The organism is Algimonas porphyrae, assembly GCF_041429795.1.
GTDB lineage: Bacteria > Pseudomonadota > Alphaproteobacteria > Caulobacterales > Maricaulaceae > Litorimonas > Litorimonas porphyrae.
The window spans coordinates 1-25,049 of sequence record NZ_CP163424.1 but is presented as its reverse complement, the minus strand read 5'-3'; the positions used below and the strand labels follow the sequence as shown (position 1 = coordinate 25,049).

At 59.5% G+C, this 25,049-nt stretch carries 25 protein-coding genes; 12 read left to right on the top strand and 13 right to left on the bottom strand.

Annotated elements, in window-relative coordinates; translation table 11 throughout:
• Positions 1 to 39 precede the first annotated feature (39 nt).
• Positions 40 to 975 carry an outer membrane beta-barrel protein gene (locus AB6B39_RS00125; RefSeq protein ID WP_284372128.1) on the bottom strand — a complete coding sequence of 312 codons (936 nt, stop codon included), beginning with the start codon at positions 973 to 975 and terminating at the stop codon, positions 40 to 42.
• Positions 976 to 1,178: 203 nt separating this feature from the next.
• Here AB6B39_RS00125 and AB6B39_RS00120 point away from each other — a divergent pair, with 203 nt between their 5' ends.
• Together AB6B39_RS00120 and AB6B39_RS00115 are read left to right on the top strand one after the other, a co-directional pair.
• Positions 1,179 to 2,060 carry an SDR family oxidoreductase gene (locus AB6B39_RS00120; RefSeq protein ID WP_284372130.1) on the top strand — a complete coding sequence of 294 codons (882 nt, stop codon included), beginning with the start codon at positions 1,179 to 1,181 and terminating at the stop codon, positions 2,058 to 2,060.
• 3 nt (positions 2,061 to 2,063) lie between these two features.
• Positions 2,064 to 2,486 (top strand): hypothetical protein, encoded by a 423-nt coding sequence (locus AB6B39_RS00115; protein ID WP_284372132.1) that lies wholly within the window; start codon positions 2,064 to 2,066, stop codon positions 2,484 to 2,486.
• Positions 2,487 to 2,492: 6 nt separating this feature from the next.
• On the opposite strand, the gene AB6B39_RS00110 is transcribed toward AB6B39_RS00115, so the two are convergent.
• Entirely contained in the window at positions 2,493 to 2,819 is a 327-nt protein-coding gene (locus tag AB6B39_RS00110; protein WP_284372133.1) for a hypothetical protein, read from the bottom strand.
• A 217-nt stretch (positions 2,820 to 3,036) separates the two neighbouring features.
• On the opposite strand from AB6B39_RS00110, the gene AB6B39_RS00105 reads away from it, so the two are divergent.
• Positions 3,037 to 4,542: a cytochrome c peroxidase gene (locus AB6B39_RS00105; protein ID WP_284372136.1), complete on the top strand. Its 1,506-nt coding sequence runs from the start codon at positions 3,037 to 3,039 to the stop codon at positions 4,540 to 4,542.
• Positions 4,524 to 4,964, top strand: coding sequence for a DoxX family protein (locus tag AB6B39_RS00100; RefSeq protein ID WP_284372138.1), 441 nt, complete (start codon positions 4,524 to 4,526; stop codon positions 4,962 to 4,964). The genes AB6B39_RS00105 and AB6B39_RS00100 overlap by 19 nt, the downstream gene beginning before the upstream one ends.
• Here the strand turns inward: AB6B39_RS00100 and AB6B39_RS00095 are convergent.
• Positions 4,936 to 5,766 (bottom strand): DUF3667 domain-containing protein, encoded by an 831-nt coding sequence (locus AB6B39_RS00095; protein ID WP_284372140.1) that lies wholly within the window; start codon positions 5,764 to 5,766, stop codon positions 4,936 to 4,938. The genes AB6B39_RS00100 and AB6B39_RS00095 overlap by 29 nt on opposite strands.
• 21 nt (positions 5,767 to 5,787) lie before the next feature.
• Entirely contained in the window at positions 5,788 to 6,141 is a 354-nt protein-coding gene (locus AB6B39_RS00090) for a hypothetical protein (RefSeq protein WP_284372142.1), read from the bottom strand.
• Between the two features lie 910 nt (positions 6,142 to 7,051).
• Between AB6B39_RS00090 and AB6B39_RS00085 the strand changes: the two genes are divergently transcribed.
• Entirely contained in the window at positions 7,052 to 7,843 is a 792-nt protein-coding gene (locus AB6B39_RS00085; RefSeq protein WP_284372144.1) for a hypothetical protein, read from the top strand.
• A 238-nt stretch (positions 7,844 to 8,081) separates the two neighbouring features.
• Here AB6B39_RS00085 and lepA read toward each other — a convergent pair whose 3' ends face one another.
• Positions 8,082 to 9,908 (bottom strand): translation elongation factor 4, encoded by a 1,827-nt coding sequence (gene lepA / locus AB6B39_RS00080; protein WP_284372713.1) that lies wholly within the window; start codon positions 9,906 to 9,908, stop codon positions 8,082 to 8,084.
• 133 nt (positions 9,909 to 10,041) lie between these two features.
• Here lepA and AB6B39_RS00075 point away from each other — a divergent pair, with 133 nt between their 5' ends.
• Complete coding sequence (locus tag AB6B39_RS00075) at positions 10,042 to 10,419, top strand: BlaI/MecI/CopY family transcriptional regulator (RefSeq protein WP_284372146.1); 378 nt, start codon at positions 10,042 to 10,044, stop codon at positions 10,417 to 10,419.
• A complete protein-coding gene (locus AB6B39_RS00070; RefSeq protein ID WP_284372147.1) occupies positions 10,419 to 11,834 on the top strand; it encodes a M23/M56 family metallopeptidase in 1,416 nt (471 codons plus the stop codon). The genes AB6B39_RS00075 and AB6B39_RS00070 overlap by 1 nt, the downstream gene beginning before the upstream one ends.
• 16 nt (positions 11,835 to 11,850) lie before the next feature.
• On the opposite strand, the gene AB6B39_RS00065 is transcribed toward AB6B39_RS00070, so the two are convergent.
• On the bottom strand, positions 11,851 to 13,692 hold the full coding sequence (locus AB6B39_RS00065) for a tetratricopeptide repeat protein (RefSeq protein WP_284372149.1): 1,842 nt from the start codon (positions 13,690 to 13,692) through the stop codon (positions 11,851 to 11,853).
• A gap of 396 nt (positions 13,693 to 14,088) precedes the next feature.
• Here AB6B39_RS00065 and AB6B39_RS00060 point away from each other — a divergent pair, with 396 nt between their 5' ends.
• On the top strand, positions 14,089 to 15,789 hold the full coding sequence (locus tag AB6B39_RS00060) for a YadA-like family protein (RefSeq protein ID WP_284372151.1): 1,701 nt from the start codon (positions 14,089 to 14,091) through the stop codon (positions 15,787 to 15,789).
• Between the two features lie 131 nt (positions 15,790 to 15,920).
• Complete coding sequence (locus tag AB6B39_RS00055) at positions 15,921 to 16,397, top strand: hypothetical protein (protein ID WP_371398657.1); 477 nt, start codon at positions 15,921 to 15,923, stop codon at positions 16,395 to 16,397.
• Between the two features lie 5 nt (positions 16,398 to 16,402).
• On the opposite strand, the gene AB6B39_RS00050 is transcribed toward AB6B39_RS00055, so the two are convergent.
• From AB6B39_RS00050 to AB6B39_RS00025, 6 genes are all read right to left on the bottom strand, one after another.
• Positions 16,403 to 16,993 (bottom strand): hypothetical protein, encoded by a 591-nt coding sequence (locus tag AB6B39_RS00050; RefSeq protein WP_284372155.1) that lies wholly within the window; start codon positions 16,991 to 16,993, stop codon positions 16,403 to 16,405.
• A 59-nt stretch (positions 16,994 to 17,052) separates the two neighbouring features.
• Positions 17,053 to 18,546, bottom strand: coding sequence for an alginate export family protein (locus AB6B39_RS00045; protein WP_284372157.1), 1,494 nt, complete (start codon positions 18,544 to 18,546; stop codon positions 17,053 to 17,055).
• A gap of 74 nt (positions 18,547 to 18,620) precedes the next feature.
• Positions 18,621 to 18,956 (bottom strand): ArsR/SmtB family transcription factor, encoded by a 336-nt coding sequence (locus AB6B39_RS00040; RefSeq protein WP_284372159.1) that lies wholly within the window; start codon positions 18,954 to 18,956, stop codon positions 18,621 to 18,623.
• Between the two features lie 61 nt (positions 18,957 to 19,017).
• Complete coding sequence (locus tag AB6B39_RS00035; protein ID WP_284372161.1) at positions 19,018 to 20,424, bottom strand: sensor histidine kinase; 1,407 nt, start codon at positions 20,422 to 20,424, stop codon at positions 19,018 to 19,020.
• Between the two features lie 277 nt (positions 20,425 to 20,701).
• The gene (locus AB6B39_RS00030; RefSeq protein WP_284372163.1) at positions 20,702 to 21,502 is read right to left on the bottom strand and encodes a glutaredoxin; all 801 of its coding nucleotides are present in this window, start codon (positions 21,500 to 21,502) and stop codon (positions 20,702 to 20,704) included.
• Between the two features lie 12 nt (positions 21,503 to 21,514).
• Positions 21,515 to 21,802 (bottom strand): metal-sensitive transcriptional regulator, encoded by a 288-nt coding sequence (locus AB6B39_RS00025; RefSeq protein WP_284372165.1) that lies wholly within the window; start codon positions 21,800 to 21,802, stop codon positions 21,515 to 21,517.
• A gap of 211 nt (positions 21,803 to 22,013) precedes the next feature.
• Here AB6B39_RS00025 and AB6B39_RS00020 point away from each other — a divergent pair, with 211 nt between their 5' ends.
• Genes AB6B39_RS00020 through AB6B39_RS00010 form a run of 3 tightly spaced genes read left to right on the top strand, consistent with a single transcriptional unit; the run spans position 22,014 to position 23,349 of the window.
• Positions 22,014 to 22,496: a hypothetical protein gene (locus tag AB6B39_RS00020; RefSeq protein ID WP_284372167.1), complete on the top strand. Its 483-nt coding sequence runs from the start codon at positions 22,014 to 22,016 to the stop codon at positions 22,494 to 22,496.
• Between the two features lie 11 nt (positions 22,497 to 22,507).
• Positions 22,508 to 22,954 (top strand): heavy-metal-associated domain-containing protein, encoded by a 447-nt coding sequence (locus AB6B39_RS00015; protein ID WP_284372169.1) that lies wholly within the window; start codon positions 22,508 to 22,510, stop codon positions 22,952 to 22,954.
• A gap of 8 nt (positions 22,955 to 22,962) precedes the next feature.
• A complete protein-coding gene (locus AB6B39_RS00010; protein WP_284372171.1) occupies positions 22,963 to 23,349 on the top strand; it encodes a hypothetical protein in 387 nt (128 codons plus the stop codon).
• Between the two features lie 212 nt (positions 23,350 to 23,561).
• Here the strand turns inward: AB6B39_RS00010 and dnaA are convergent, their stop codons facing one another.
• The gene (gene dnaA, locus AB6B39_RS00005) at positions 23,562 to 25,049 is read right to left on the bottom strand and encodes a chromosomal replication initiator protein DnaA (protein ID WP_284372173.1); all 1,488 of its coding nucleotides are present in this window, start codon (positions 25,047 to 25,049) and stop codon (positions 23,562 to 23,564) included.

Sequence of the window (25,049 nt, the reverse complement as noted above, 5' to 3'; positions counted from 1 at the left end):
TTATTCGCCCAGCCACGTCATCAATGCAAGAGCCTGCGGCTAGAAGCGACGCAGATAGGATAAGGAGACGGAGTCCATATCATCACCCGTGCGACTGTAGCGCGTATAGTCCGCGCGGAACGCATCGACAGGAGTCAGATTGAATTCGGCACCTGCGCCGTATGCGACACCGTCATCGGTCGTATCGACATTGCGTTCGACGCCATTGACTGTTGCATCGGCATAGCTTTTCGTCTGATGGTAACCGACGCGGCCATGCAGCGAGATATTGGGTGAAACCGGCAGGCGAGCCACGCCGAAGCCGGCAATCTGATAGTCGACCCCGTCCTTGAACTGGCCGACCAGATCGGGTCCGGGCGGGTTGGGCTGATTGAATGGGCTGGTCTCGCTGATCACGCCGATCGACCCTTCGATTTCTGCGCCGAGGATGGATGCGCTCTGATAGCCGAGGCGGCCCTGCAGACCGGCATAGGCCGTGTCGACATCATACCAGGTCGCGCCGAGTGTCGCATATTTATAGGCACCGCGCAGGCCATGACCTTGGGCCGGGCCGTAATGCGGCGCGTGAGTGCCATAGGCGTGGGCGGCGGGTGTGTGGGTCTGTCCGTAGGCCGCGCCGCCATATCCGGCTGCGCCATAACCAGTCGCGCCGTAGCCCGCGTTCATTTGCGGCGCGACAGAATAGGCTCCGGCGGCACAGGGGTTCGGGGCACAGGGTGCTGGCGGCATGGGCGCAGGCGGCAACGTCGGAGGGAGTGTCCAGGTGACGGGCTGAGGCGCAGGCTGATAATGCTGCGTATAGCCGGCGAATTGCCCGGATGCAGCACAGGGATCGAGGCTGCAGCCCGAATAGCCGGCCCCTGCATAGCCCGGATTGACATAGCTATGGCCATTATGACCCGCACCGTAATTATAGCCGCCCATCGAACAGGCTGTCAGGGCGAGACTGGAAATTCCCACAAATAGAAGACGCATGGTCCTACCTTTTCGTATCAAGTTGAGCCTCCCTAGCGGCAGGACGCTTAAAGCCGCGTTCAGAGGTATGGTTAATCGGCGTTCATATCTGCAGGCCCGTCGGGCAGGATTGCGACGGCCTGTTGCGTTGCGTCGTGCGGTCGGCTGTCTTACGCAGAGATAGTATCGGGTTTGATAAGACGGCCCACCAAACTGGAGGTTTCATGTCGTTCAAGGATCGCACGCTCATCATGTCGGGGGGCTCGCGCGGGATCGGGCTGGCCATTGCCAAGAAGATCGCCGCCGATGGTGCCAATATCGCCATTTGCGCCAAGACCGCAGAACCGCACCCCAAGCTCGCCGGAACGATCTATACGGCAGCCGAAGAGATCGAAGCCGTCGGCGGCCAGTGCCTGCCGATCGTTTGCGACATCCGCGATGAAGCCATGGTTCAATCCGCTGTCGCACAGACGGCCGAACGGTTTGGCGGAATCGACATTCTAGTCAACAATGCCTCCGCCATATCCCTGACGCCAACGACTGGCACATCGATGAAGCGGTACGACCTCATGAACGGCGTCAATGCACGCGGAACCTTCCTGATGAGCCAGGCCTGCTACCCGCATCTGAAGTCCGGGACCAATGCGCATATTATGAATATCGCTCCGCCGCTGCTGATGGAACCACGCTGGTTCAAGAACCATGTGGCCTACACGATGGCGAAATATGGCATGAGCTTGTGCACGCTCGGTATGGCCGAGGAATTTCGTAGCGCGGGCGTTGCCGTTAATTCGCTCTGGCCGCTGACATCGATCGATACCGCCGCCGTCCGCAATGTTCTGGGCGGGGACAGCATGGCCAAGATGAGCCGCATTCCCGACATCATGGCGGACGCAGCTTATGAAGTTCTGTCGCGCCCCTCTGCCGAAGCGACAGGCAATTTCTACATTGACGAATATGTACTGGCCGAGTCCGGCGTGACCGATTTCGATCAGTATAATCAGCCCGGATATTCCGGCCCGCTGGCGGCTGACTTCTTCGTCTCGACCGACATGGTGAAGAATAGCGCGTCCGACATTCGCGAACATCCCGGCTATACGGAATAGGTCATGGCCACGGTCAATGCGGTCGAGCCGACCCCGGAGCAGATACAGGCGTTTCTGGACAGTCATGAAGACGGCGAACCCGTCTACATGCTCAATCTGCTGAAGTTCAAAGAGACATCAACCTATCGGGACGGCGAACAGGTGAGTGGCGAGACCGCCTATCGCCGCTATGCGAAAGCGTTCGGCGAGATGCTGCGCGAACTCGACATAGACGGCATCGAAACCGTGTTCGGCGGACGGGTCGATCGCTTCCTGATCGGCGCTGGTGCGGATGAATGGGACGCCGTCGCGATCGTGCGCTATGCAGATAAAAAGCGCATGTTCGAGGCGGTCTCGAACGAGACCTATCGATCCTTTCATTTCCACCGCAAGGCCGGACTGGCGGGTCAGCTCCTGATCGCCTGCGATGGATCAGGTATGTTCTAGTACCGTCTATTTCGGGGGTAGGCTCTCCACATAGGCTTTGGCCTGTTGCAGATGGGTCACCAACTGGTCGACATCGGTCATCATTCCATCCGGGATGCGAACATAGCCGCGCATCGTCGCGCCGTGCGATTTGAGCGGTCCGCTATCGTCATGGTCTCTGAAGAACGTAGCCATACCATTCTTGCCTAACCGGAAGCCCAACTCGCCGTCCTTGGTCAGCAGAGCGAACATATGTCCGTTGGCCGAACAGTAGGGCATGGTCTTTCCTTTGCGTTCGATCTCGGGACATTGCGCGACGACGGTATCGAAAATGGCCAGCCTGTCTGCATACATGTGACATGTCCTTTTCCTGCAGATTGGCGCGATCGTCCATGTTTGGCAAATAGCGACGTTTCCTGCATGGCCGCTACATGCTGTTCGGAGGTCGGCTAAAGGACCTGTCCGCTACATTACCGCAATATTACAGCAGGCTGTTCATGATTTAAAATTTGTCTGTCTTGTGCGCGGAACGATCTACGGCTTAGCGTGAACCCAAGCAGGGGACACGCTTATGACTGACCGGTCGCGCTTTATCGCAACGCTTTTCCTTTCTTCGGCACTTGTCGCGTGTGGGGGCGGCGGTGATAGCGGGACGACGACGCCGACCACGCCTGTGGCCAATACCAATAATGCGCCGACTGTCGCCAGCGCCATGCCGGATCAGAGCGGCGATGTCGGCTATGACCTCTCCATCGACGTGACGCAGAACGGCGCGACCTTCAGCGACGCTGACGGCGATACGCTGACCCTGAACATCAGTTTCGACCGGGATGTCGGGCTGAGCGCTGGTAATGGCACGATCAGCGGCACGCCCAATGCGGCGGGCGATGTCATCGTCACCGTCCGGGCGTCCGATCCGTCCGGTGCGTCCGTCACGGACAGCTTCACCCTCTCCGTCGGCATCAATCAGGATGCAATCCTGTCGACCTTCGGAGCCAACATCGATCTGGCCGCGCTGGCCGATTATGCCAACCAGCCCGTGCCGGATTATATCGGCCCTGCCCTGGTCAACGGCAATCCCGTGACCGACAAGGGCGCGACGCTCGGGCGGGTTCTGTTCTATGACCGCAACCTGTCGATCGACAATTCCATTGCCTGTGCCTCCTGCCATGTGCAGGCCAACGGCTTTTCCGATCTTGCGACCGTCAGTAACGGCGTCGGCAGCGGCGAGACCGGACGCCATTCCATGCGCCTGATCAATGGCGGCTTCGGTCATGACGGACCCGGAGGCGGTGCCAGTACGCAGTTCTGGGACCAGCGCGCGGCGACCCATGCCGAGCAGGAAACCATGCCGATCCAGGACGCGAACGAACACGGCTTTTCCGGCCAGAATGGCGCGCCGGATTTCGACGATCTGATCACCAAGCTGGAAGGTATCGACTATTATGAGGAGCTGTTCCGCTTCACCTTCCTTGACCCCGATATCACTGAAGCCCGGATCGGTCAGGCACTGGCGCAGTTCACCAAATCGATCCAGTCTTTCGATAGCCGCTTTGACGACGGCCTGGCGCAGACGGGCAATATCAACGCCAATTTCCCCAACTTCACGGCCCAGGAAAATCAGGGCAAGAATAATTTCCGCGGCCAGGGTACCGGGCTGAACTGTTCCGCCTGTCATCAGCCACCGGAATTCACCATCCAGACCGGCCCCAATCGCGGCCATAATGGCGTGGTCGGCGATGCGCAGGATCCGCTCGGCTTCGACTTCACCAATACGCGCTCGCCCAGCTTGCGCGATCTGGTCGATGCCAATGGCCAGCTGAACGGCCCGCTGATGCATGATGGGTCGCTCCCGACCATCCGCGCCATGCTGGATCATTACAGCAATATTCCGACCCCGGGCGGCGAACCGGCCCGCACGCAGTTCCTCAACACGCTCGATCCGCGCCTGCGCGACGGCAATCAGGCCGAGCAGTTCAATCTGACCGATGCCGAGAAAGATGCAATCGAAGCGTTTTTGCGCACATTATCCGGATCGAATGTCTATACCGATCCGAAATGGTCCGATCCTTTCTAGCACTGCCCCGTACATTGTTCGATCCGCCACAGCCCGCGGGGCTGTGGCATCATCTTGTTTGTGTCCTCCTCGCTCTGTTCTTTCTCGCTGCAGGGCTCGCCCACTTCACCCAGACCGACGCCTTTGCCGCCATCGTGCCGCCGCCCCTGCCGTTCAAGCGGGAGATCGTGCGTCTGACCGGCGCGATGGAGCTCGCCTTCGCGCTCGGTCTCATCATCCCGCGCCTGCGCCGCGCAACAGGCTGGGGGCTCGCCGCCTTTCTGCTCGCCGTGCTGCCCGCCAATATCTACATGGCAATGGAGACTATGCCACTTGGGTCCCTGGACAGTCCTGCCGCCTTGTGGGGCCGTGTCGTCCTGCAATTCCCGTTGATCATTCTCATCCTCTGGGCCACTAGAGCGACCAGAGCGTCAGCCAGCTAATGCCATAGCGGTAGGAAAATACACTCACGCCCAGGACGCCGATCAACACAACCATGTGCAGCAGGGCGCGCGGCCAGCCGATCGCCAGCACACGGCGCTGTTGCAGCGTGATCCATGCGCCTAGTAGCGACAGATGAAGCGTATTGCCCATCCACATCTCCGGCTCGACGACCAGAAACAACAGCATCATGAGCGGCAGGATGAGCATGATCAGTCCGAGGGCCATGACAAAGGCGTGCACCGCCATGACCAGATGTTTGCCCAGTTGCGGCAGTCGCCCAAAGCCGAGGGCCCAGCTGGTCACGGTCAGCGCGCTGACAATGCTGAACAGGCCCAGCTTGCTGAGCGTGCTGACCCGCCCATCATAGAGAATGGCCAGTTCCGCGCGCGACAGATCGAGCGCCGCCATCTTGGCGGCGACGAGCGGCTCGACATCGTTGAAGAACCAACGCGACGGCGCTTTGAGAATATCGAAATTATCCGGCAGCAGAAAGAAGAGCAGCGTGACGAACACGAAAATCTGGAAGGGTCCGAATGTCGCTTGTCGCCGCCCGGCGATATAATCCGCGCTCAGGCGTCCCGGTTGAAAAATCAGGCGGCGCAGCGTCGTCAGCCCGCGCGAATCCAGCGAAAAGGCCGCGCTCAGCCAGTCCCGGCTCAGGCGGATCAGACTGAAATCGGCCTCCACCACCACGCGCTGCCCGCAGGCAGCGCAATAGGGCCCGGACAGGGGCGCGCCGCAATCGACGCAGGCCGGAGGGTCCGGCGCGTCCGATCGGTCTGGCTGGGGCTCGGTCGTCATGTCCAATCCGTATAAGGCGTGTCAGGCGCGGCTGTCACCGATTTTAGAAGACTGCCCCTCACGAACGCGACTTGCTGCAGCCGCAAACGCCGCGTCGATTTCCGCCAGTCCCAGCCCGCCGCACTGCGTGCAGCGTTGATCCGGAGGCACCCACTGTTCGAGATTGTAGTTCGTGAACCGTCCGAGCTTTTCATAAAAGCGTGCCTGCGCTTCGCCCGTCAGTCGGTCGCCGGGGACATGACCAAATTCATCTTCGCCCAACGCCTTGCGGGTCGTCGCCAACGCTTTGCGCAGGCGGTCGATCTCCCATTGCAGGGCGATTTCGTTTTCGGTCGGGCCTGGCCGGCGGGAGGTATGGGATTGGGGTCGGGACATGGCAGGTTCCTGTGATGAAGGCAGCCGCGTTTCTGCGACCGCTCATCAAGGAGGCGGCGAAAGCGTCGGCGTCAGATAAGGTGACACGAGCGCGGACGTGTCCCCTGATGGGAACACAGAAGAATACCATTTTACAGCGGACGACATCCGCGCCCTGAACTGACAAGTGGGATCAGCGCCGCATCCGGCAGGGGCCGCCATGGCCTCACCCGCCGTGTCCGTCAGAGGCGCATCAGGCTTTCGGCCCCATGCGCATGACGTCCGGGTCGGAGAAGGGCGCATCCGCAACCGCCTGAAGGCTTTCGCGAACTCGTATCACGCTCCTCCGCCTGATGCGGTGCCGCCGCCACTCCGGGCCGCCCGCGCCCCGTAAAGTCGCAAGCCGCCCATGCATGGATCGCACACAGTCCAGGCCCACCAAACCGAGAGCAACGGACTCTCTCGTGTCAGGGGTGGGAATAGCGACTCTGCCACCTCTTTCGTTTGCGGGGACACAAAAGCGATTCAATTTTCAATCCGGGGGATTGAAAATAGCGTTGTTCCGAACGGCTCGGGCCGTTCGGGCTGTGAGTGCGGGGATTGACTTTGTTACGAAGCCGTCAGCCCGAGGACTGAAACCCATTTACCCGCTCTCGCCGACTTGATCGGCGAGCCCATCTCCCGGAGTTGGTATAAAGCACCTGCTTGCAAGTTGAAGAATTCTAATATCTGGTTAGATATAGCTATGTCTGAAGCTCGTACGTTCTGTCCATTATGCGGCATCCGGTTTTCCGAGCCGCCGACAGACCGTGATTATGGACATAGAGAGTACGCGAACTGTGAAAGATGCGGCCCAATTGGTTACCATAAGCATCAAAGCTTTTCAGAACTTCAAAGGATCGTCGCATTCTCATACAGGCGAGATAACCCTGTGGTTTTTGGTGACCTCAAAAATACGCCATTCATCACTAAAAATATATTAGATGAGCTAATTAATGGGTATCCTGACTATACGGCTATCGAGTTGCTTGAACAATTCCTTGTATCACTTTGCACTAAGGAAAATGTCGGATCCGAGTGGACGGTCGATAAAGCAGAGTTAGCTTATCTTGCTAAAGCGCGGACCTATTCCGCTGCTCTATGGTCTCAAAATCAAGCTTACGAATCGGGTTGGCTGTCTAATTGGCATAACCTGACAACACAGGATGGAGCGGCATTTCAGTTCAGTGTTTCAGCAAGAGGCTGGCAAAGGTTCTATGAACTTCAAAGGAACAAAGCCGACTCCAGGCAAGCTTTTATGGCCCTTCAGTTTAACAACGAAAGTTTAAGAGAAATAATTCTTCCGGTCATCAAAAGTGCATGTATAGAAGCAGGCTATGATCTGCTTACAGTCGATGAGAATAGAAAAGCAGGTTCAATTGATGATAAAATCAGGGTCGATATTAGAAATAGTAGATTCTTAGTTGTTGACTTATCGGATCAGAATGCTGGTGCCTACTTCGAGGCAGGGTTTGCTGAGGGTCTTGGTAAACCCGTATTCTACATATGTGACAAAGACGTATTCGATGCCCATCACAAAAGAGATGGTGGAAAAAAATCAATCCACTTCGATATTGAACATCATGATATTATCTCGTGGGATAGAGATGATCCTATGCAGTGTGCGGAAGAATTGAAAGCGAGCATAAGGAATACTCTTCCAGATGAAGCAATAATGGTTTAGTGATTTCATCCCCTTCACCGCTTCGCTATTTTTAGTCCTAGCCTAAACCACGCAATGGTCGCTCCGCGCCCGTCCGCGATCCGGTAGGTCACGGCGATGCCTTCAATCGGTCCCCCGGACCGATTGACCCGCGAAGCGGGACCAGGCGACTGCCCCTTCGGGCCAGTCCGCTCCCTGTCGGTCGCGGCGATGCGTTAAATTTCGTCCCCCGGACTAAATTTTTGGGGCGAAGCCCCAATCACGCATCGTCCATCTTCAACGCCGCAATAAACGCTTCCTGCGGAATCTCCACGCGGCCAAACTGGCGCATCCGCTTCTTGCCCTTTTTCTGCTTGTCGAGCAGCTTGCGTTTCCGGCTGGCGTCACCGCCATAGCATTTGGCTGTCACGTCCTTGCGCATGGCGGCGATGGTTTCGCGGGCGATGACCTTGCCGCCGATCGCGGCCTGGACAGGGATCTTGAACAGGTGACGCGGGATGAGATCTTTCAGCCGTTCGCACATTTGCCGCCCACGAGACTCAGCATTGTTGCGGTGGACCAGCATGGAGAGGGCATCGACTGGGTCGCCATTGACCAGGATCGACATTTTCACCAGATCGCCTTCGCGCAGACCGATGGCCTGATAGTCGAAGCTGGCATAGCCTTTGGATACGGATTTCAGCCGGTCGTAGAAATCGAACACGACTTCGTTGAGCGGCAATTCATATTCCACCATGGCCCGACCATTAATATAGGTGAGGGCGGTCTGCACGCCGCGACGGTCCTGACAAAGTTTGAGAATATTGCCGAGATAATCGTCCGGCGTCATGATCGTCGCCTTGATCCACGGCTCAGAGATGGTCTCGATCTTCATCACATCCGGCATGTCGGCGGGATTGTGTAGCTGCATATCCGTGCCGTCGCGCATGTTCAGCGTATAGACGACGGACGGCGCGGTCGTGATCAGGTCGAGATCGAATTCGCGTTCCAGTCGCTCCTGAATGATTTCCAGATGCAGCAGGCCGAGAAAGCCGCAGCGAAAGCCGAAACCGAGCGCCGCGGACGTTTCCATCTCGTAGCTGAAAGACGCATCGTTCAGGCGCAGACGGCCCATGGCCGCGCGCAAATCTTCGAAGTCGGCGGCGTCGACGGGGAAGATGCCGCAGAACACGACCGGCTGTGCGGGTTTGAATCCGTCCAGCGGCGTATCAGTGGGGCGCTTATCCTCGGTGATGGTATCGCCGACGGCGGCGTCGGCCACTTCCTTGATGCTGGCGGTCAGGAAGCCGACTTCGCCGGGGCCGATGGATTTCATGTCGGTCGGCTTGGGCTTGAACACGCCGACCTTGTCGACCGTATAGCTCGCGCCCGTATTCATGGTGCGGATGCGCATGCCCTTTTCGACCCGGCCTTCCAGCACCCGGAAGAGCACGATCACGCCCATATAGGTGTCATACCAGGCATCGACGAGCATCGCCTTGAGCGGCGCATCCGGATCGCCTTCGGCAGGGGCGGGCAGGCGGGTCGCGATGGCTTCGAGCACATCCTCGATGCCGAGGCCGCTCTTGGCAGAACATTCGATTGCGTCGGACGCGTCGAGGCCGATCACGTCCTCGATCTGCTGTTTGACCCGGTCGGGCTCGGCTGCGGGCAGGTCGATCTTGTTCAGGACCGGTACGATCTCGTGGTCATGCTCGATGGCCTGGTAGACATTTGCGAGCGTCTGGGCTTCGACGCCTTGGGACGCGTCCACGACCAGGATCGAGCCTTCGCAGGCCGAGAGCGAGCGCGAGACTTCATAGGCGAAATCGACATGGCCCGGCGTGTCCATCAGGTTCAGCACATAGTCCTGACCGTCCTTCGCCGTATAGTCGAGGCGCACGGTCTGCGCCTTGATGGTGATGCCGCGTTCCTTCTCGATATCCATATTGTCGAGGACCTGTTCGGACATCTCCCGGTCCGTCAGGCCGCCGCAATGGGCGATCATCCGGTCGGCCAAGGTCGACTTGCCATGATCGATATGCGCAACAATGGAGAAGTTGCGGATCCGGGACTGGTCCGTGACAGGTTTTGGCGGCGTACTCATTGGCAGGCAGGTAAGCGCGAAGGGCTGCACACGCAAGCGCTTTGGGCTGCGGCGGATGGCGCTGGGCGGGTCGAGCGCAGGCGAAATGAAGTCTTCGCTTGACATATGGTGACACGTGTCACCATTAGGCGACATGAAACCGTCTCCGACCGAGCTTGTCATCCTGAAACATCTCTGGCGCACAGGCGCGCAGAGTGTCGGCGAAATCCACGCGGCCGTGCAGGACAGGCTCGGCTGGTCGCGCTCCTCCTCGCGCAAGACGATCGAACGGATGGTGGAGAAGGGTCTGCTCGACATGCGCGATCAGCACGGGCTGAACATCTACCGCGCGCGGGCGAAGAAAATCCCTACTCTGGCCGCGCTGATCCAGAGCTTTGCCAGCGAGGTGCTGGATCTGGACGGACCGCTGCCTGTCTCCAATCTGGTCGAGACGCAGCTCCTGACGGGCGACGAGCTGGACGAGCTGGAAGAGTTCCTGTCCGAGGCGAGCGCCAATCAGGACCCGGCCTGATGGCGTTCCTTATCGATTTCCTCATCGCCATGGGTCTGACGAGCGGCGTCATCTGGATCGTCGCCGCTTTATGTCAGCGTGTGGATGCGCGCCTGGAACAATGGTCCTCGCTCTGGGCGCTGGGGCTGGTCCTGTCGGTCCTGATCCCGCTCCTGGGTGTGGCCAGCCGCTTTCTGCCGGACTGGGCGGCGCTGCCGACGGTCGATGCGCTGGCCGGGCATGGCCCGCTGCAGACCCTGTCGCCGCCCCGTACAGGCGGCACAGCCGATCCGCTGTCCCTTGCGGCCTTGCCGTGGGAGGGGCTGCTGCTGGGCGCGCTGATCATCTACTGGCTCGGCGTCGCCGTGCGCGCCGCCATCCTCATTATCGGGCGTCGGGATCTTCGCCACATTGTGCGTCGCGCCAGACCTTTCGGGCAGGTGGACGGGATCGATGTCGTCCTGTCTCCACTGACGTCGTCCGCCTTTGCCTGGACGCCGATCGGTCGCCCGCACCGGTCCCGGATCGTAATCCCGGCCCTCTATGCCCGTCAGATGAGCGAGCGGCAGATCGCAGACATCATCACGCATGAACGCGAACATATCTCCCGGCGCGACGATGAATGCGGCCTGATCCTGCGCAGTCTGCTCTGCCTGTGCTGGGTTTCGCCCTTTGCGCGCGCCCTGTTTGCGCGTTGGAGCCAGGCCGCCGAAATTCAGTGCGACATGGCCGTCACGGACGGTCGCGCGCCCCAGATGCGAAAGGCCTATGCAGAAACCCTGCTGCAGGCCCTTCACATAATGGCGGGCCGGGTACGGCAATACCCGGCCGCCGCCTTCTCAACCCCCCGCTTAAGGAACGAAAAGATGAGAATTGCCCATATTGTGAACGGAACGCGCCCGTCATTCAAGCGCGGACGTGACCGGATCATGCTGACCCTCACGGCAGCCTGCCTGACGCTGGCCGGCACGCTCGGCATCGCGGCAACGGCGACAGCCGATGCGGCGGAGGGCGCAGCGGTCAATCAGGTCAATAGCGCCATTGTCAGCGGGCGGCTGACGGCCCGGTTCGGCAAATCCTTCGATCCATTCAGGAACGGCGAAGCCCGCCTCCACAAAGGCGTTGATATCGCCGCTCCGACCGGGACGCCCATCTACGCCCCGGCCGCCGGGATCATCCAGGCTGCGACCGATCTGTATGACGGCAAGCCCGGCTACGGCACGGTCGTGGTCCTCGAAACGGACGGCGGGGTCAGCACCCTCTTCTCACATCTCGACGCCTACACCGTCCGCGCCGGACAGCGCGTCACCAAGGGTCAGCAGATCGCCACCGTCGGCAGCAGCGGCAAAAGCACCGGCCCGCACGTCCATATCGAAACGTTCAAGGCCGACGTGCGCGTGGACCCGATGACCGTGTGGGATCTGACGACGGATTAAGGGCGGATACGCTCAGTCATTTTTCAAGGCGCGCCAGCAGCGCCTTGAAATCGTCCCGCTCGCGGAGAGGGTCGAGGTCGGTATCGGTTTGCAGGTGAGCGAGGCTGGGGAGTTTGCCCGCCGCCTGACAGTGCAAAAGCGCCGCCATGGCGTCGTCTTCGCGGCCTTGCAGCGTGCGAAGGCAGGCGAAATTATAGAGGTCGTCAGGATTGAGAGATTTCGCCTTTTCTAACACTGGTCCAGCCAAGTCCAGATAATCAGAATTTTTAAACAACTCATGGGCTGTTAATAGTACGCCTCCCCAATTGTAGTAAGCCATGTGATCGTCCGGTTTGATCTCAGTGGCTTTCGCATATTTGTCGAAGCTCTCTCGGAACAGGGCCTCATCCTGGGTCTGCATGGCCAGAGCCTTAATGGCATTCCCCCAATTGTAGTACGTTTCCTGTTTGTCCGGCTTGATCCTTACGGCTTTGGCATATTTGTCGAAGCTCTCACGGAACAGGGCTTCATCCTGCGTCTGCTCGGCTAAGGCCTGTAGTGCGAGCCCCCAATTGTTGAAGGCCATGTGATCGTCTGGCTTGATATCCGTGGCTTTGGCATATTTCTCGAAGCATTCGCGGAACAGAGCTTCGTCCTGCGTCTGCTCGGCCAGGGTTTGAAGCGCCAGCCCCCAATTATAGAAAGTGGTATGATCGTTAGTGAGATAATGCGACGCCTGATCATACAGGGCGAGCATTGTCTTGCGATCATTCGACGTAAAGTCCGGTCCGATCCGCTCGTTGAGCGCATTGGCCATCCGCATCAAGGCGTAGCCGAGAATATGGCGATCTTCCTCTGTTTCTGGATCCTCTCCCAGCTTATCGATCACCCCCTGATAGTCCCCTTTCATCAGAAGGTCGCGCGCCGTGTCCTGTTCCGCGTCGGCCTCTTTTGCCCGGGCTTCCAATTCGGTTCGGGTCTCTGACAACAGGTCCGTGTCCGGGCCCGGATAGTCGATGACGGGGTCTAATTCTCTCAGCATATGGGCGTAGGGGTTGGTGAACAGCTTGGGCGGCCAGCATCCCAGTTCGGTCGCGAGGTCAACGAAGAACTGATCGGCGTCAGCCTCTCCAATATATTCTGATGACCCGACGCGTTTGGACAGAAGCGTGCTCACATGTTCGGGGCAGTCTGTGTCATGCCCCGCCCAGCAAAATCTCTGCTCCCCATCGAAGACGTCCGCGAGGACATTGAAGACGGCATCCGACTCCCCGCTATACCCGGCCACGAGCATAGGATGTCGGCTTAATGTATCGGTCAGGAGTGGGCGCAGATTTTCGGCATGCTCCTGCGTTTCCTCCGCACTATTCAGAAGCGCCAAACCGTGGCCTTGGCCGTGGAGGTGAAGAATAGCGGGGGTCACGATGAAATTGGTGCGGGTCGAAACGCCTGTGACGAAATCATAGGTCGCCGGGTAGAGACCCAGAAGCCCGCAGGCACGCGCCAGAACGGAGTCGAAATTGAAGGTCAGGACACGGCCGATATATCCGGCGCGGATCATGCAGGCGATCCCCAGATGCGCCCAGTTGACGCCCGCGTCGTCGAGATAGGGTTTCAGAACGGCGCGCACTTCGCTGGCGGATAGCGCCGCCATGCAGGCGCCATAATCATCGTCGCAATCCGTGCCGAGGACGCGTTCGATTTCGTGCCGGTAGGTCACTTTGATTTCCTCGACGAGCGCCCCCGCCAGCGGAATGCCCGCAGATTTGGAACAGCCTGCGCCAATCATCAGCGCATAGGGGCGCTCAGGATTGTCCGCCGCTTGTCGCCGCATCGCATTGGCAATGCGTTTAATGTCGGCGTTCGTGTATTTCCCCATGGCCCGACTTTAGCGGGTGGACGGCTGCGTTCAAGGCAAACGCGCTAACCTTCCCCCATCTGCGTCTCCCGCGTTTTCCGGCCGCCAATCCGGATGATCAGAATGATGAGGGTGGCCAGTGTTCTCGCCGCGATGAAGACGGTGAGGCCTTAGACGATGCTGACCCGGCGTCTCCGTCCGGATGACAGTGGACTTTGCAGGATCGGCATAAAAATTTCGATAGTCTTGCACCAAACGCGACCGGAGAAACGTAACAGCAATGCCCGAAAGATAAAATGACTTAAGAAAGGTCGGTGCCGTTTGAGCATCGAACAATTGGACAGTCCTTATCTCTGAAAGCTCGATGGATAACGGGCGGGCAGCAACTTGGGAACTCTTCTAGGAAATGGACATCTAATGACGATCAAATCACGCCTCTTTGTGACATCTGCGCTGCTGGGCGCATTAGCCTTCGCGCCCGCTGCCTATGCGGATGGGACGGCCCCGTGTAATTCATCGGCGACGGAGCCGACGGGCACGGCGCTGGAGTGCGGCCAGAACAGCACGGCCACGGGTGAGGACGCCGTTGCCGTCGGTGAAGCATCGAGTGCGACCGGACCGTCCACAACGGCCATTGGCGGAGAGAGCACGGCGACCGGTCCGGGCGCGACGGCTGTCGGCTGGCGCGCATCCGCAACGGCGGAGCGGGCGCAGGCCTTCGGTCATCTGGCCAGCGCAACAGGCGTGCGGTCGCTCGCGGTTGGCGAAGCGGCCTCTGCCGCCGGCGAGCAAAGCATCGCCATGGGTAATCTGGCCAATGCAGTCGGCGTCGATGCCGTCGCAATCGGGACGGAAAGCCGCGCCAACGGTAATTCGACAACGGCGGTTGGTGGCGAAGCCGTCGCCGACGGTCTGGCGGCAACGGCCTTTGGCTGGCGCTCCAGCGCAACGGGCGAGCGGGCGCACGCGCTCGGACATCTCGCATCCGCGACCGGAACGCGTAGCCTCGCCGTCGGCGAAGCGGCCACGGCGAATGGCGAACAGGCCAGCGCGATCGGCAATATGGCCATGGCGACGGGTGTCGATGCGACATCCTTCGGCACCATGGCCAATGCCAACGGCAATTCGACGACGGCGATCGGCGGCGAAGCGACGGCCAACGGTCTGGCGGCGACCGCCTTTGGCTGGCAGTCATCCGCGACGGCCGAACGCGCCCACGCCATCGGTCATCTGGCAAGCGCATCAGGTGTGCGTTCCCTGTCCGTTGGTGAAGCCGCCGACGCCCAAGGGCTGGAATCCATTGCCATGGGTAATATGGCCACAGCAATCGGGGCGGATGCCGTCGCGATCGGCACGATGGCGTCGGCAAACGGTCCGTCGACAACGGTTCTGGGCGGCGAAGCCCAAGCCATGGGCCCCGGCGCCACGGCCATTGGCTGGCGTGCCATGGCCATGGCTGAACGGGCGCAGGCCTTCGGTCACCTTGCCAGCGCGACCGGTGTCCGGTCGACAGCTGTGGGCGAAGCCGCATCGGCGTCCGGTGCCGGTTCGATCGCCATCGGCAATCAGTCATCGGCATCAGGCACGGATTCGATCGCCATCGGCAATGGCGCGACCGCGACCCAGAACGGTCAGGTCGCAATCGGGAGCGCTACGGCGACGACCCGCATCGCCGGTGTCACATCGGCGGCCAGCACCGCAGCCCAGGCCGGCGAGATCGGCCTGCTGACCACCGACCGCAACGGCAATATTGCCGCGGACTTCTCGCTGCAGCGGGGTCAGGCGGCGAATGCGCTGGCGATCCAGAGCAATGCGGGCTCGATCGCCGGCAATAATGCCGCGATCCTGGCCAATGTCGAAGCGATTGGCTTCAATGCCGATGCCATTGCCGAGAACCGGGGCGGTATCGCCGCGGCGATCGCACTGGATACAGCCTATGTCCCACTCGGTCAGACCTGGGCCGTGTCCGGTGGTTACGGCTTCTATGACGGTGAAAACGCGTTTGCGGGCTCCTTGTCGTATCGCATCAATGACACGTTCCAGATCAATGGCGGTCTGACGACCGGTATCGATAATGGTCAGACGGGTGGCCGTGCCGGCTTCCAGGCGAGCTGGTAGGCCTTCAGACGATAACGGGCTCCCTCCAGTCAGGAGGGAGCCTGCAAGGGGATCACATGACCATAGCTTCTCGCAGCCGCTTCATCCTCAAGGCTCTGTGCCTTGTTGCGTGCTTTAGCCTTTGTTTGAATGTGATGCCGGTTGCCGCGCAATCGAAAGCGTCGCCGCAAACCGGCACAGGCGTGAAAATCGATATGCGGAGCGGTCGCGCTCGCCTCGTCGTTCCGCCGCTGCCGTCCGAGCGGGTCTTATCCAGGCTCGTCTGGACATCCATGATCACACTCGACAATGCCAATCGCACGGGCGACTATTCGATCTTGTACAGGCTGGGCTCGCCAGGTTTTCAGCAATCGCAGAACCTGCAAAGCCTGTCGGCACTGTTTCAGCCTCTGCGGGACGCGCGTGTGGATGTCGGACGCGTCATCCATCAGACACCTGAATTCTATCTGTCACCCGGCGTGGATGAAAACGGGATCATGCGGTTGCGCGGCGGTTTCGACGACCGACCGCGACAGATCCGGTTCGATATTCTGTTCGATTACAGTACGGGCGCGTGGCGCATTCATGGCATATCGGTCGTCGACATGGAAAGCCGCGCCCCGCGCTAAGCCTCTCACCGTTCCCCCATCTGCGTCTCCCGCGCCTTCCGACCGCCGATCCGGATGATCAGGATAATGAGAGTCGCGAGGGTGCTGACCACGATGAAGACGGCGAGGAATTTGAAGATGCTGGCCCGTCGCTTCTGATCGGCATAGAGCGGAGACGTGTCAGAGCGGGTCGCATTGATGGCGCGAAGCAGGCAGCAATCACCGTCCTCGGTCAGCGTATGCGCCGTCTGCACCAGCAGGAACCCATCCGCAAATTCCAGCTCATAGGCGAGGTTGTAGGTCCCGCTTCGGACGGCCCCTTGCGTGTCGGAATAAGCCTGCTCCGTCGCGCCCATGACGCCAACTACGCGGCGTGACAGCGCCGGTCCCTCCGGAACATTGGCCACCATGCGGGCGATCTGTTCGCGAAAGGCCGGATTGACGGCATCGTCCGGAAACGCATCGATGATGAAATCCGTTTCGCCCGCAATCAGCCGGTCGATCTGGGCATTGACTTCGGCGCGAACGTCTGCGGGTACGCGCGCCTCGCTCATGGCCTGCATGGAACAGGCGGTGAGGGCCAGGGCGGCAAGGGCGAGGAGGGCGGTGCGGATCATGGGAGGCGGCATAGCGGGCGAGACAGCTTTATCCAAGACCGGGGCGTATGCCATCCAGCCTAAAAGCTGATCGTTGCCTGCGCGTAGCCGAACAGGGTCACGTCACCGTCCGGCCCATCGGGAACATCTTTCGTGAAACCTCCATAGATCAACGCAGATGCACCCAGCTCCAGACGCAGATTGTCCGGAACCAGCCAGTAGCGGGCGCGCGCATCGAGCGTGTGGCCGATAAAATCACCGGACTGACCCGATGGGTCCCGCAAACGGGCGATGACCCACTGATCTGTGTCCGATGCCAGTGACGCCGCATGATACTGGAACCAGCCATCCCAGCGGGCATTCGGCGTGACCTGTACGCGAAAGCCCAGCGCGCTGAGATTGGCAGGCGTGAGCGGGCCATAGATTGAGGTGTTGTTCAGATCGGTCCGCCGTCCGCCGAACAGGCGTTCATGCTGATCAAAGTCGAGGTCGTTCGGATCGTCATCGCCGCTTGCAAAGTAATACTCGAGCGACAGGCGCGGCTGCCAGGGGGCATCGAATACGTAACCGAGCACGGCGATGAGCATGGCAGCGTTCACATCAAGCGGCTGCGTATCACCCGGATCGCTCGTGGCCCTGCGGCGACCCTGACGCAGCGCGCCTTCCACATCCAGGTCCCAGCGTCCGGCTATTGGCTTGCGGTAGAGCCTGGCGCCGGGTGCGACATAGGAACGATTTGGCGTCGGTACGTCGGATGTGTCCCGCTCATTCAGACCATAGGCAAACAGCTCACCCCACAGGTCGGACACCATACCGGGCAGTATGTCCGGTCTGCGGTAATGCACGCCCCAGATACGCCGACCCCATTGTTCTTCGTCGCCAGAGAGACGATTGGCGTCCAGATCGGCCCGGATGTCCGGGAAGCGCCCGGTCGGCACGACATAGACCAGATGCAGCTGGTCGCCGCGTGTGGCCTCATGCGTCCAGTGCGCGCCCGTAAAGCTCTTGATGACATTGGCGTAGCTGACCCGTTCGATCTGCCGCTTGGAGCCGATGGAAACGGTTTGACGCCCGAGGACGAGTTGGCTGTCCGACCCCTGTCCCAGCAGGCCGGGTAGGGCGTCCATACGCGCATAAAGCTGCAACACATCCAGCGGGTTGGTAAAACTGCTCGATAGGGGCGTGTCCGCATCGCCGAGATAGGTGCGACTGTCCTGCAGCTCGATCCCGAACGAGACCGGGCCTGTGTCGGCTTCGACAAGAAGCAGGGAGCGAAACAGGAGCAGCTGGTCGCCACCGCTGCCGCCTGCCCGGAACTGGCCGTCCAGCGTTTCGTAACGCATGCGGGTCTCGCCACGCAGGGTGAGCCAGTCCGGGGCGTTCACTGCGGTTTCCAGACGGAATGGGGCCTGATTGTGGGTCTGATTCTGGGTCTGATCCTGGGACCGATCCGGGGCTTGAGCCCATGCCGATGATTGCATTCCCAATACGCCGATGAGACATCCGACACGAACGGCTTTTGAAACCCATGCAAACAATCCGGGTAAGCCCGCCGATGCAGACATATCACCCATACTTTCGTCCCCCGCGTTCGGACGGGAACATAGCTATGAATCAATGATATTTCAACATTCGGTCGAATAATGATCTAATGTCGAGGTGCGGCCAGATCTGATAGAGGGGCGCATACATCCGGGTGCCCGTGGCAGCAGGTCTCAACGAGTGAGGACAGCAGCTCGTTGACGGCACCGATCTGCGCCCGATAGATCAGGTGCCGTCCATCCTTTTCCACGCTGACCAGCCCCGAATTGACCAGGATTGTCAGATGGCCGGACAGTCTGTTGGGGGGAAGGGTCAGCCGTCTGGCAATGGTTCCTGCGTTCAACCCGTCCGCGCCGGCTTCCATCAGGACACGAAACGCGATGAGCCGTGTCTCTTGGGACAGAGCTGATAGACGTTTCAGGATTATGGAAAGGTCCGTCACGCGCCGCACTTAGCATAGTATGCGTCACCTGTTCCAGTTTGCCGGACGGGCTGACGTAATGTTACTGATCGCTCTTTGCAGCAAAAATCAGCGTCGTAATCGTTCCCTGATCGCCGCTTTCCAGATGCGTTTCGGCTTTGAGCTGGCCGGACAGGGAGTCGATCAGCTTCTGCCCGACGCCGGAGTCCGTTCTTGCCGACGGATCGATACCGACACCATCATCCCATATCTTCAGGACCAGATCATCCGTGTCTCGCTGCAACGACACGCCCAGTTCCCCCGTCCGGCGACCTTTGAAAGCATATTTCAGGCTATTCGTCGCCAGTTCATTGACGACCAGGCCGAGCGGCAGAGCGAGACTGGTCGACATGGGTATGGATGCAATATCCGTCGTCAGGGTGAGGTCAATCGCGCGCGCCTCGGACGAGGATTCCAGCAGATTGCGCAGCACGCCTTCCAGATAGTTTTCCGAATTGACTTCGGCGACGGCTCCGGTTCGTGACAGGGCTCTGTATAGCAGGCTCAGCGATGTGATCCGGTCACGCATGCGTTCGAAGGCCGCGCGGCATTCCGTGTCCGTCATCCGGGTGCGCTCCGCGCCGACGATGGCGCTGACCATGGACAGGTTGTTCATCACCCGGTGGTTCAGTTCCGTCAGCAGCGTGTTGGAAAGGGCGAGAGCCTGCTCGCGCGCCGCTTGGGCGGCCTTGCGTTCGGTAATGTTCTGCATGGCCAGAAGCAGGGTTTTCGTGCCGTTCCCCTTGCGGTAGATTTTGCGGGCATTGAGCAGAATGGTCATCTCCCCGATCTCCGGAAAGGCGTGCGTGACCTCATAGTCAACGACTTCGGATTGCGTCGGTATCACGCTGGTCAGCAGATGAATAAGCTCGGGGATGGCCCACTGGCCGTTTCCGAGATCCCAGAGCTTTTCGCCGATCGTGTCCCCCGGCTCGACGTTGAACGTCCGGTAGAAAGCGCGGCTCGCCTCCACGACCCGCAACTCTCCGTCGAGCACCAGCAGAGGTTCGCGCAGGGTCTGAACCATGCCGGTCATGATCCGCTGCTGACGCTCGAGTTCCTGCGCGGCGAGTGCGGCTTCCGTAATATCCTCGATCGCGACGAGAATGCGTTTCGATCCATTGCCGGGCCGGACGGTCTTCCGCGCATTCAGACACATGATCCGGCGACCAATATCCTCGAACACATGGTCGACCTTATACTGCTCGACCGAGACATTCTTTTCGATGATGGTGTTCAGAGGCTCCAGCAGGGCCGGAATGTTCCACTGACCATTGCCGAGATCCTGCAGAGGTCGTCCGATCGTCGCCTCGCGAGACACCTGGAAGGTTTCGAAAAACCTGTCGCTCGCATATTCAACGACAAGATCGACATCGAGCACGAGAAGACTTTCCCGCAAGGTTGCGACAATTTCCTCAGCGTCTATCAACTCTACGGCCCGGCTACTCATTATTCAATCTCGACGGCTTCCCTCACGACATGCGGAAAAAAGCAATCGCGTCTTCCATGCCTTACAGCATGGCACCCCGATGAAGAAAGGCAATCTTTCCCCGCTCATTACGGGTGCCTTGCGCGCCGTCAGACAGAGCCCAGCGGGACGACTCAGCCCTTCAGCGTTTCCTCGATCGCGCGGATCTGGGCGTCGAAGGTGACGTCGTCGCCGCGCAGTTGCGTGATGCGTTTGACGGCATGCATGACGGTCGTGTGGTCGCGCCCGCCGAAGCGCTTCAGGTGTATGAAATAGCCTTCACAATCATCCAGACGCCCATGCCGATCATGGCGAGGTTTTCCGACAGCGAGACGAAGCCCAGCGGTACGTTTGTGCCGCCACCGGCACAGGCGCATTTCAGATCGCGCCTGTCGATGTAGACGGCCTTGAAAACGCTCCAGGCGCCGATACTGCCGATGAACAGAGCAATCGGCGCGGCGATCAGGCCGAACAGACCCCCTGCGATCATCAGGATGGCAGCAGCCCCTTCTGCAAAAGGATAGACATAGGCGTAGCGCACGACGCGCCGGGCGAGCACGTCATAGTTCAGGAACATGTTGGCGAAGCTCTCCAAGTCGCGCAGTTTCAACATGGCGAGCATGGCCATGGAAAATGCGACGAACCATTCGACCGTGCTGACGGCGAATACGTTTCTGTCCATCGACCAGACGGCCGCTAGGGACATCAATGCAGCAAAGGCAAAGATGACCAGAACGGGCGTGTAGGTCTTGGCGTCTGCGTCTTTTATTGTGTACCCGAAATAATCGCGCAATGCGTCCAACCCGCCAATGCGGTTATCCTCTGTTTCGGAGCCGATAAAGGTTTGCGGCGTGGTCTTAACATCCCACTTGTCCTTGAATGCGTCTGTTTGCGGGCGGTCGGTGAGATAGTGGTCTTCAACCGTGAAGCCTTTGCGTTTCAACAGATCGACAGATCTCAGGCCATAGGGACAGATGTGATCATCCGTTACCATGCGGTAGATAATGGCTTTTCGGCCCTGTGCCGTGTCTTCGACACTCAGTTCTTCGACAATGCTCATGGGCGGTTCGGCTCAGCTTTTCTTCAGAAGCAGAGCAACCAGCTCGGAGACTTTCTGTTCCCGTTCGGCCTTGTCATCGCTGGCGATGGCTTCCGCAAGACAGTGGTCAGCATGGTCTTTCAGCAATTCGCCTTCGACCTTTTTGAGGGCGGCCTGTGCGGCCTTCACCTGCGTCAGCACATCAATGCAGTAGCGGTCCTCATCGATCATTTTGGAGAGGCCGCGCACTTGTCCTTCTATTCGGGCCAAGCGGCGCGCAACGCCTGCGCGCCGCGTCTTGCGGTCACAACTGTCGAACATGTCATAAACTCCGGGGTTGATATCCTGAAAAACCCATATACCCTATGGGGGTATATTAGGGAAGATCATTACTGCGGGATTATTCTGTGTCGTCGCCGGGTCTGCGACGGCTCGTCCTGTATCGTATCAAGGCGGATGGACGCTGATAACGGAAAACGACCGTCAGACCAGTTCCGCGCTAATCCACTATACGCCGGACCCAAAATTCAGTGTGGGTGTAAAAACCGCCTGGGATCGTGATCTGGATATACAGTTTACGGGCGTCCAAGGCACGTGGCTGACCAAGCGCTGGTTCGACCCGGACTTTCAGGGTAATCTCTATGTCTTTGGCGCGGTCGGCATTGCCGAGGGCGTTGAGTCAAATACTGGCAGTGCAGGCTTGGGGTCGCAATTAGGCGTGATGGCTGACTGGGAAACCCGACGGGTCTTTTTGGGTTATCGCGCGCATGCGCACGATTATGACGGGCTGGATGCGTCCGCTATGCAGGCCGTCAAAGTCGGATGGGCTCCCTATGCGGGCGATACGGGACAACTTCATACTTGGTTCATGATAGAGGTGGATCATCGTCCCGATGCCGATAACCCTGTGGATGTGACGCCGTTGCTGCGTCTGTTTAAGGGCCCGGCCTTATTTGAGATTGGTTACAGTCTCGAAGACCAGGATGCGCAAATCAATCTTCAATATCGTTTCTGACGGAGACTCTCATGAAACTTATTCTTTCACTTGCTCTGAGCGCTGCTCTTGCCGCACCTGTCTTGGCTCAAGTCGACCACTCGAAAATGGACCATGCAGGTATGGAACATGCCGATCATGACCACACCATGGATGGTGAGGCGGTTTCAACGACAATGGGTGCCCATCTGTCACTCGCGGTTCAACCGGAACTGATGGAGGCCCTCGCCGCAGGCGGGCAGCCCGTCGTCGCGACTGTATTGGGTGCGGTCTGCGACTTCTGTGCGATGGCAATGAACAAGACATTTGGTAAACGTGACGAAGTGTCGGCCGTTTACGTCGATCTGGATGAGAAGACGCTAAACCTCGTTTTGAAAGCAGATGCCACCATGGATGACGCGACGCTGACGGAGCTCGTTAAGCGTGCTGGATATAAGGTTGACCGGATCGATCGCGCGCCAATTCTGTCCGGCACCTGACGCCCATCATGACCAAACCATTGACTCGGCGCAGTCTATTTGCGCCGACCCTGTCTCTCTTTGCCAGCACATCGACGCTGCTATGCTGCGCCTTGCCGGCTTTGCTTGTCACGATCGGCGCTGGGGCGGTGATGGCCGGGATCGCGTCCAACGTGCCCGGATATATCTGGTTGACGGAACAGAAGGTTCCGCTCTTCATTATCTCGGGAATATTGCTGTCGCTGGCTGTCTTTTTCCGGTGGCGATCGCGCTATGCACCCTGTCCCATCGACCCTGATGCCGCGCGGGCCTGCAACCGCATGCGACGAGTGAGTGGCATTATTTTGTGGGTGTCTGTGGCTATTTACCTGATTGGCGGCTTCTTCGCCTTTTTTGCAGCCGATTTGCTGCTCTAATCAGACTTTCGACGCTATCTCTGAGGTCGTCGGCAAGCTCCTGTTCGGTACATCAGGCTAACCCAGCACAGCTACGGCTGCGAGTAAAACCGAGTGTGATGCTTTGAATGTAATTGGGGGTGCCATTGGCACGTATGTACCGCCACCCGCATTTATCTTATGCCTTTGAGAAACACGTCAAGTAACTCAGAATAATTTTCCCGTTTTCGTCGCTACCCCTTCAGCGTTTCCTCGATCGCGCGGATCTGGGCGTCAAAGGTGACGTCGTCGCCGCGCAGTTGCGTGATGCGTTTGACGGCGTGCATGACGGTCGTGTGGTCGCGTCCGCCGAAGCGGCGGCCAATATCGGGCAGGGAGCGTTTGGTCAGTTTCTTGGACAGGTACATGGCGACCTGCCGGGGCCGGGCCACGGCGCGGGCGCGACGTTTGGAACTCATATCCGTCAGGCTGATCGAAAAGGCTTCGCAGACGGTGCGCTGAATGCGGTCCACCGTCAGGCGCTGTCCCGTCATATAGCGGGAATCGGACAGGGTTTCCTGCACGGTTTCCAGTGTGATCGGCGTGCCGAGAAACTGGCTCTGGGCGACGATCTGGTTGAAGGCGCCTTCCAGATCGCGCGGCGTGACGTTCATGCGCGCGGCGAGGTGATCGCGGGCGGGCTGGGGAATGGCGAGCGTTTCATGCCCCTGTTCGCGGCGGCGCGCGATCAGACGGTCGAGAATGCGCAGGCGCAGATCATAATCGGCGGGCCCGATCTTGCAGACCAGACCGGAGGACAGATAGCTTTTGAGCCGGTCGGACGCCTTCTCGATCGTGTCGGGATGGCGGTCCGACGCAATCAGGATCTGACGGCCTGCGCCGACCAGGCTGATAATGGTGTGCAGCAGCTCTTCCTGGCTGGCGGATTTGTCGGCGATGAAATGGACATCGTCGATGATCAGCAGGTCGACATCGCGCAAGCTGGCCTTGAAGGCGCTCATCCCCTCGCGGCCCGATCCGCGCACGCTGGCGACGAATTGTGCGACGAAATCCTCGGCAGAGACGAAGCGCACGCGGCGATCCGGATCGCGGTCCTTCACCCCGGCTTCGATGGCGTGCAGAATATGCGTCTTGCCCATGCCGTTCACGCCGTGCAGCATGATCGGATTATATTGCGGCACCGGATTGTTAATGACCTGACGCGCGACCGCGAAGGCCAGTTCGTTGGACGGGCCGACAACGAAATTGTCGAGGGTAAAGCGTTTGCGCGCCACATCGGAAACGGGCGGCAGCAGGGACGGGGCGGTGCGGCCTGAACCGGTCTGACGACTGCCGGGCACACCGACCAGGCTGGGCCGTTCCCCGTCCAGGCGCGGCGCACGGCGTGCGGCCTGGCGCGGTCCGGATACGATGCTGACGGTGCGCGGCGGATCGACCTGATCATGCTTGGCCCAGAGACGGGCGATCGTGTCGATATAATGCTTGTTGATCTTGTTGGCGACGAAAGCCGACGGAGCGGACAAGGTGACCTGGTGGGCGTCGGCAGTCTGGATGAAAAGCTGGCCTGTCCAAGCGCGGTGCACGTTTCTGCCGAGCGCCCGTGCCAAGTCCTCATCGACGGCTTTCCACGTATTGTGCGCGCTCTGAATGGGCGGTTCCCCTGTATAGAGATCCGGCACCGTCTCGCCTGAGCCATTGACCGGATCACTCACTCTTCCCAT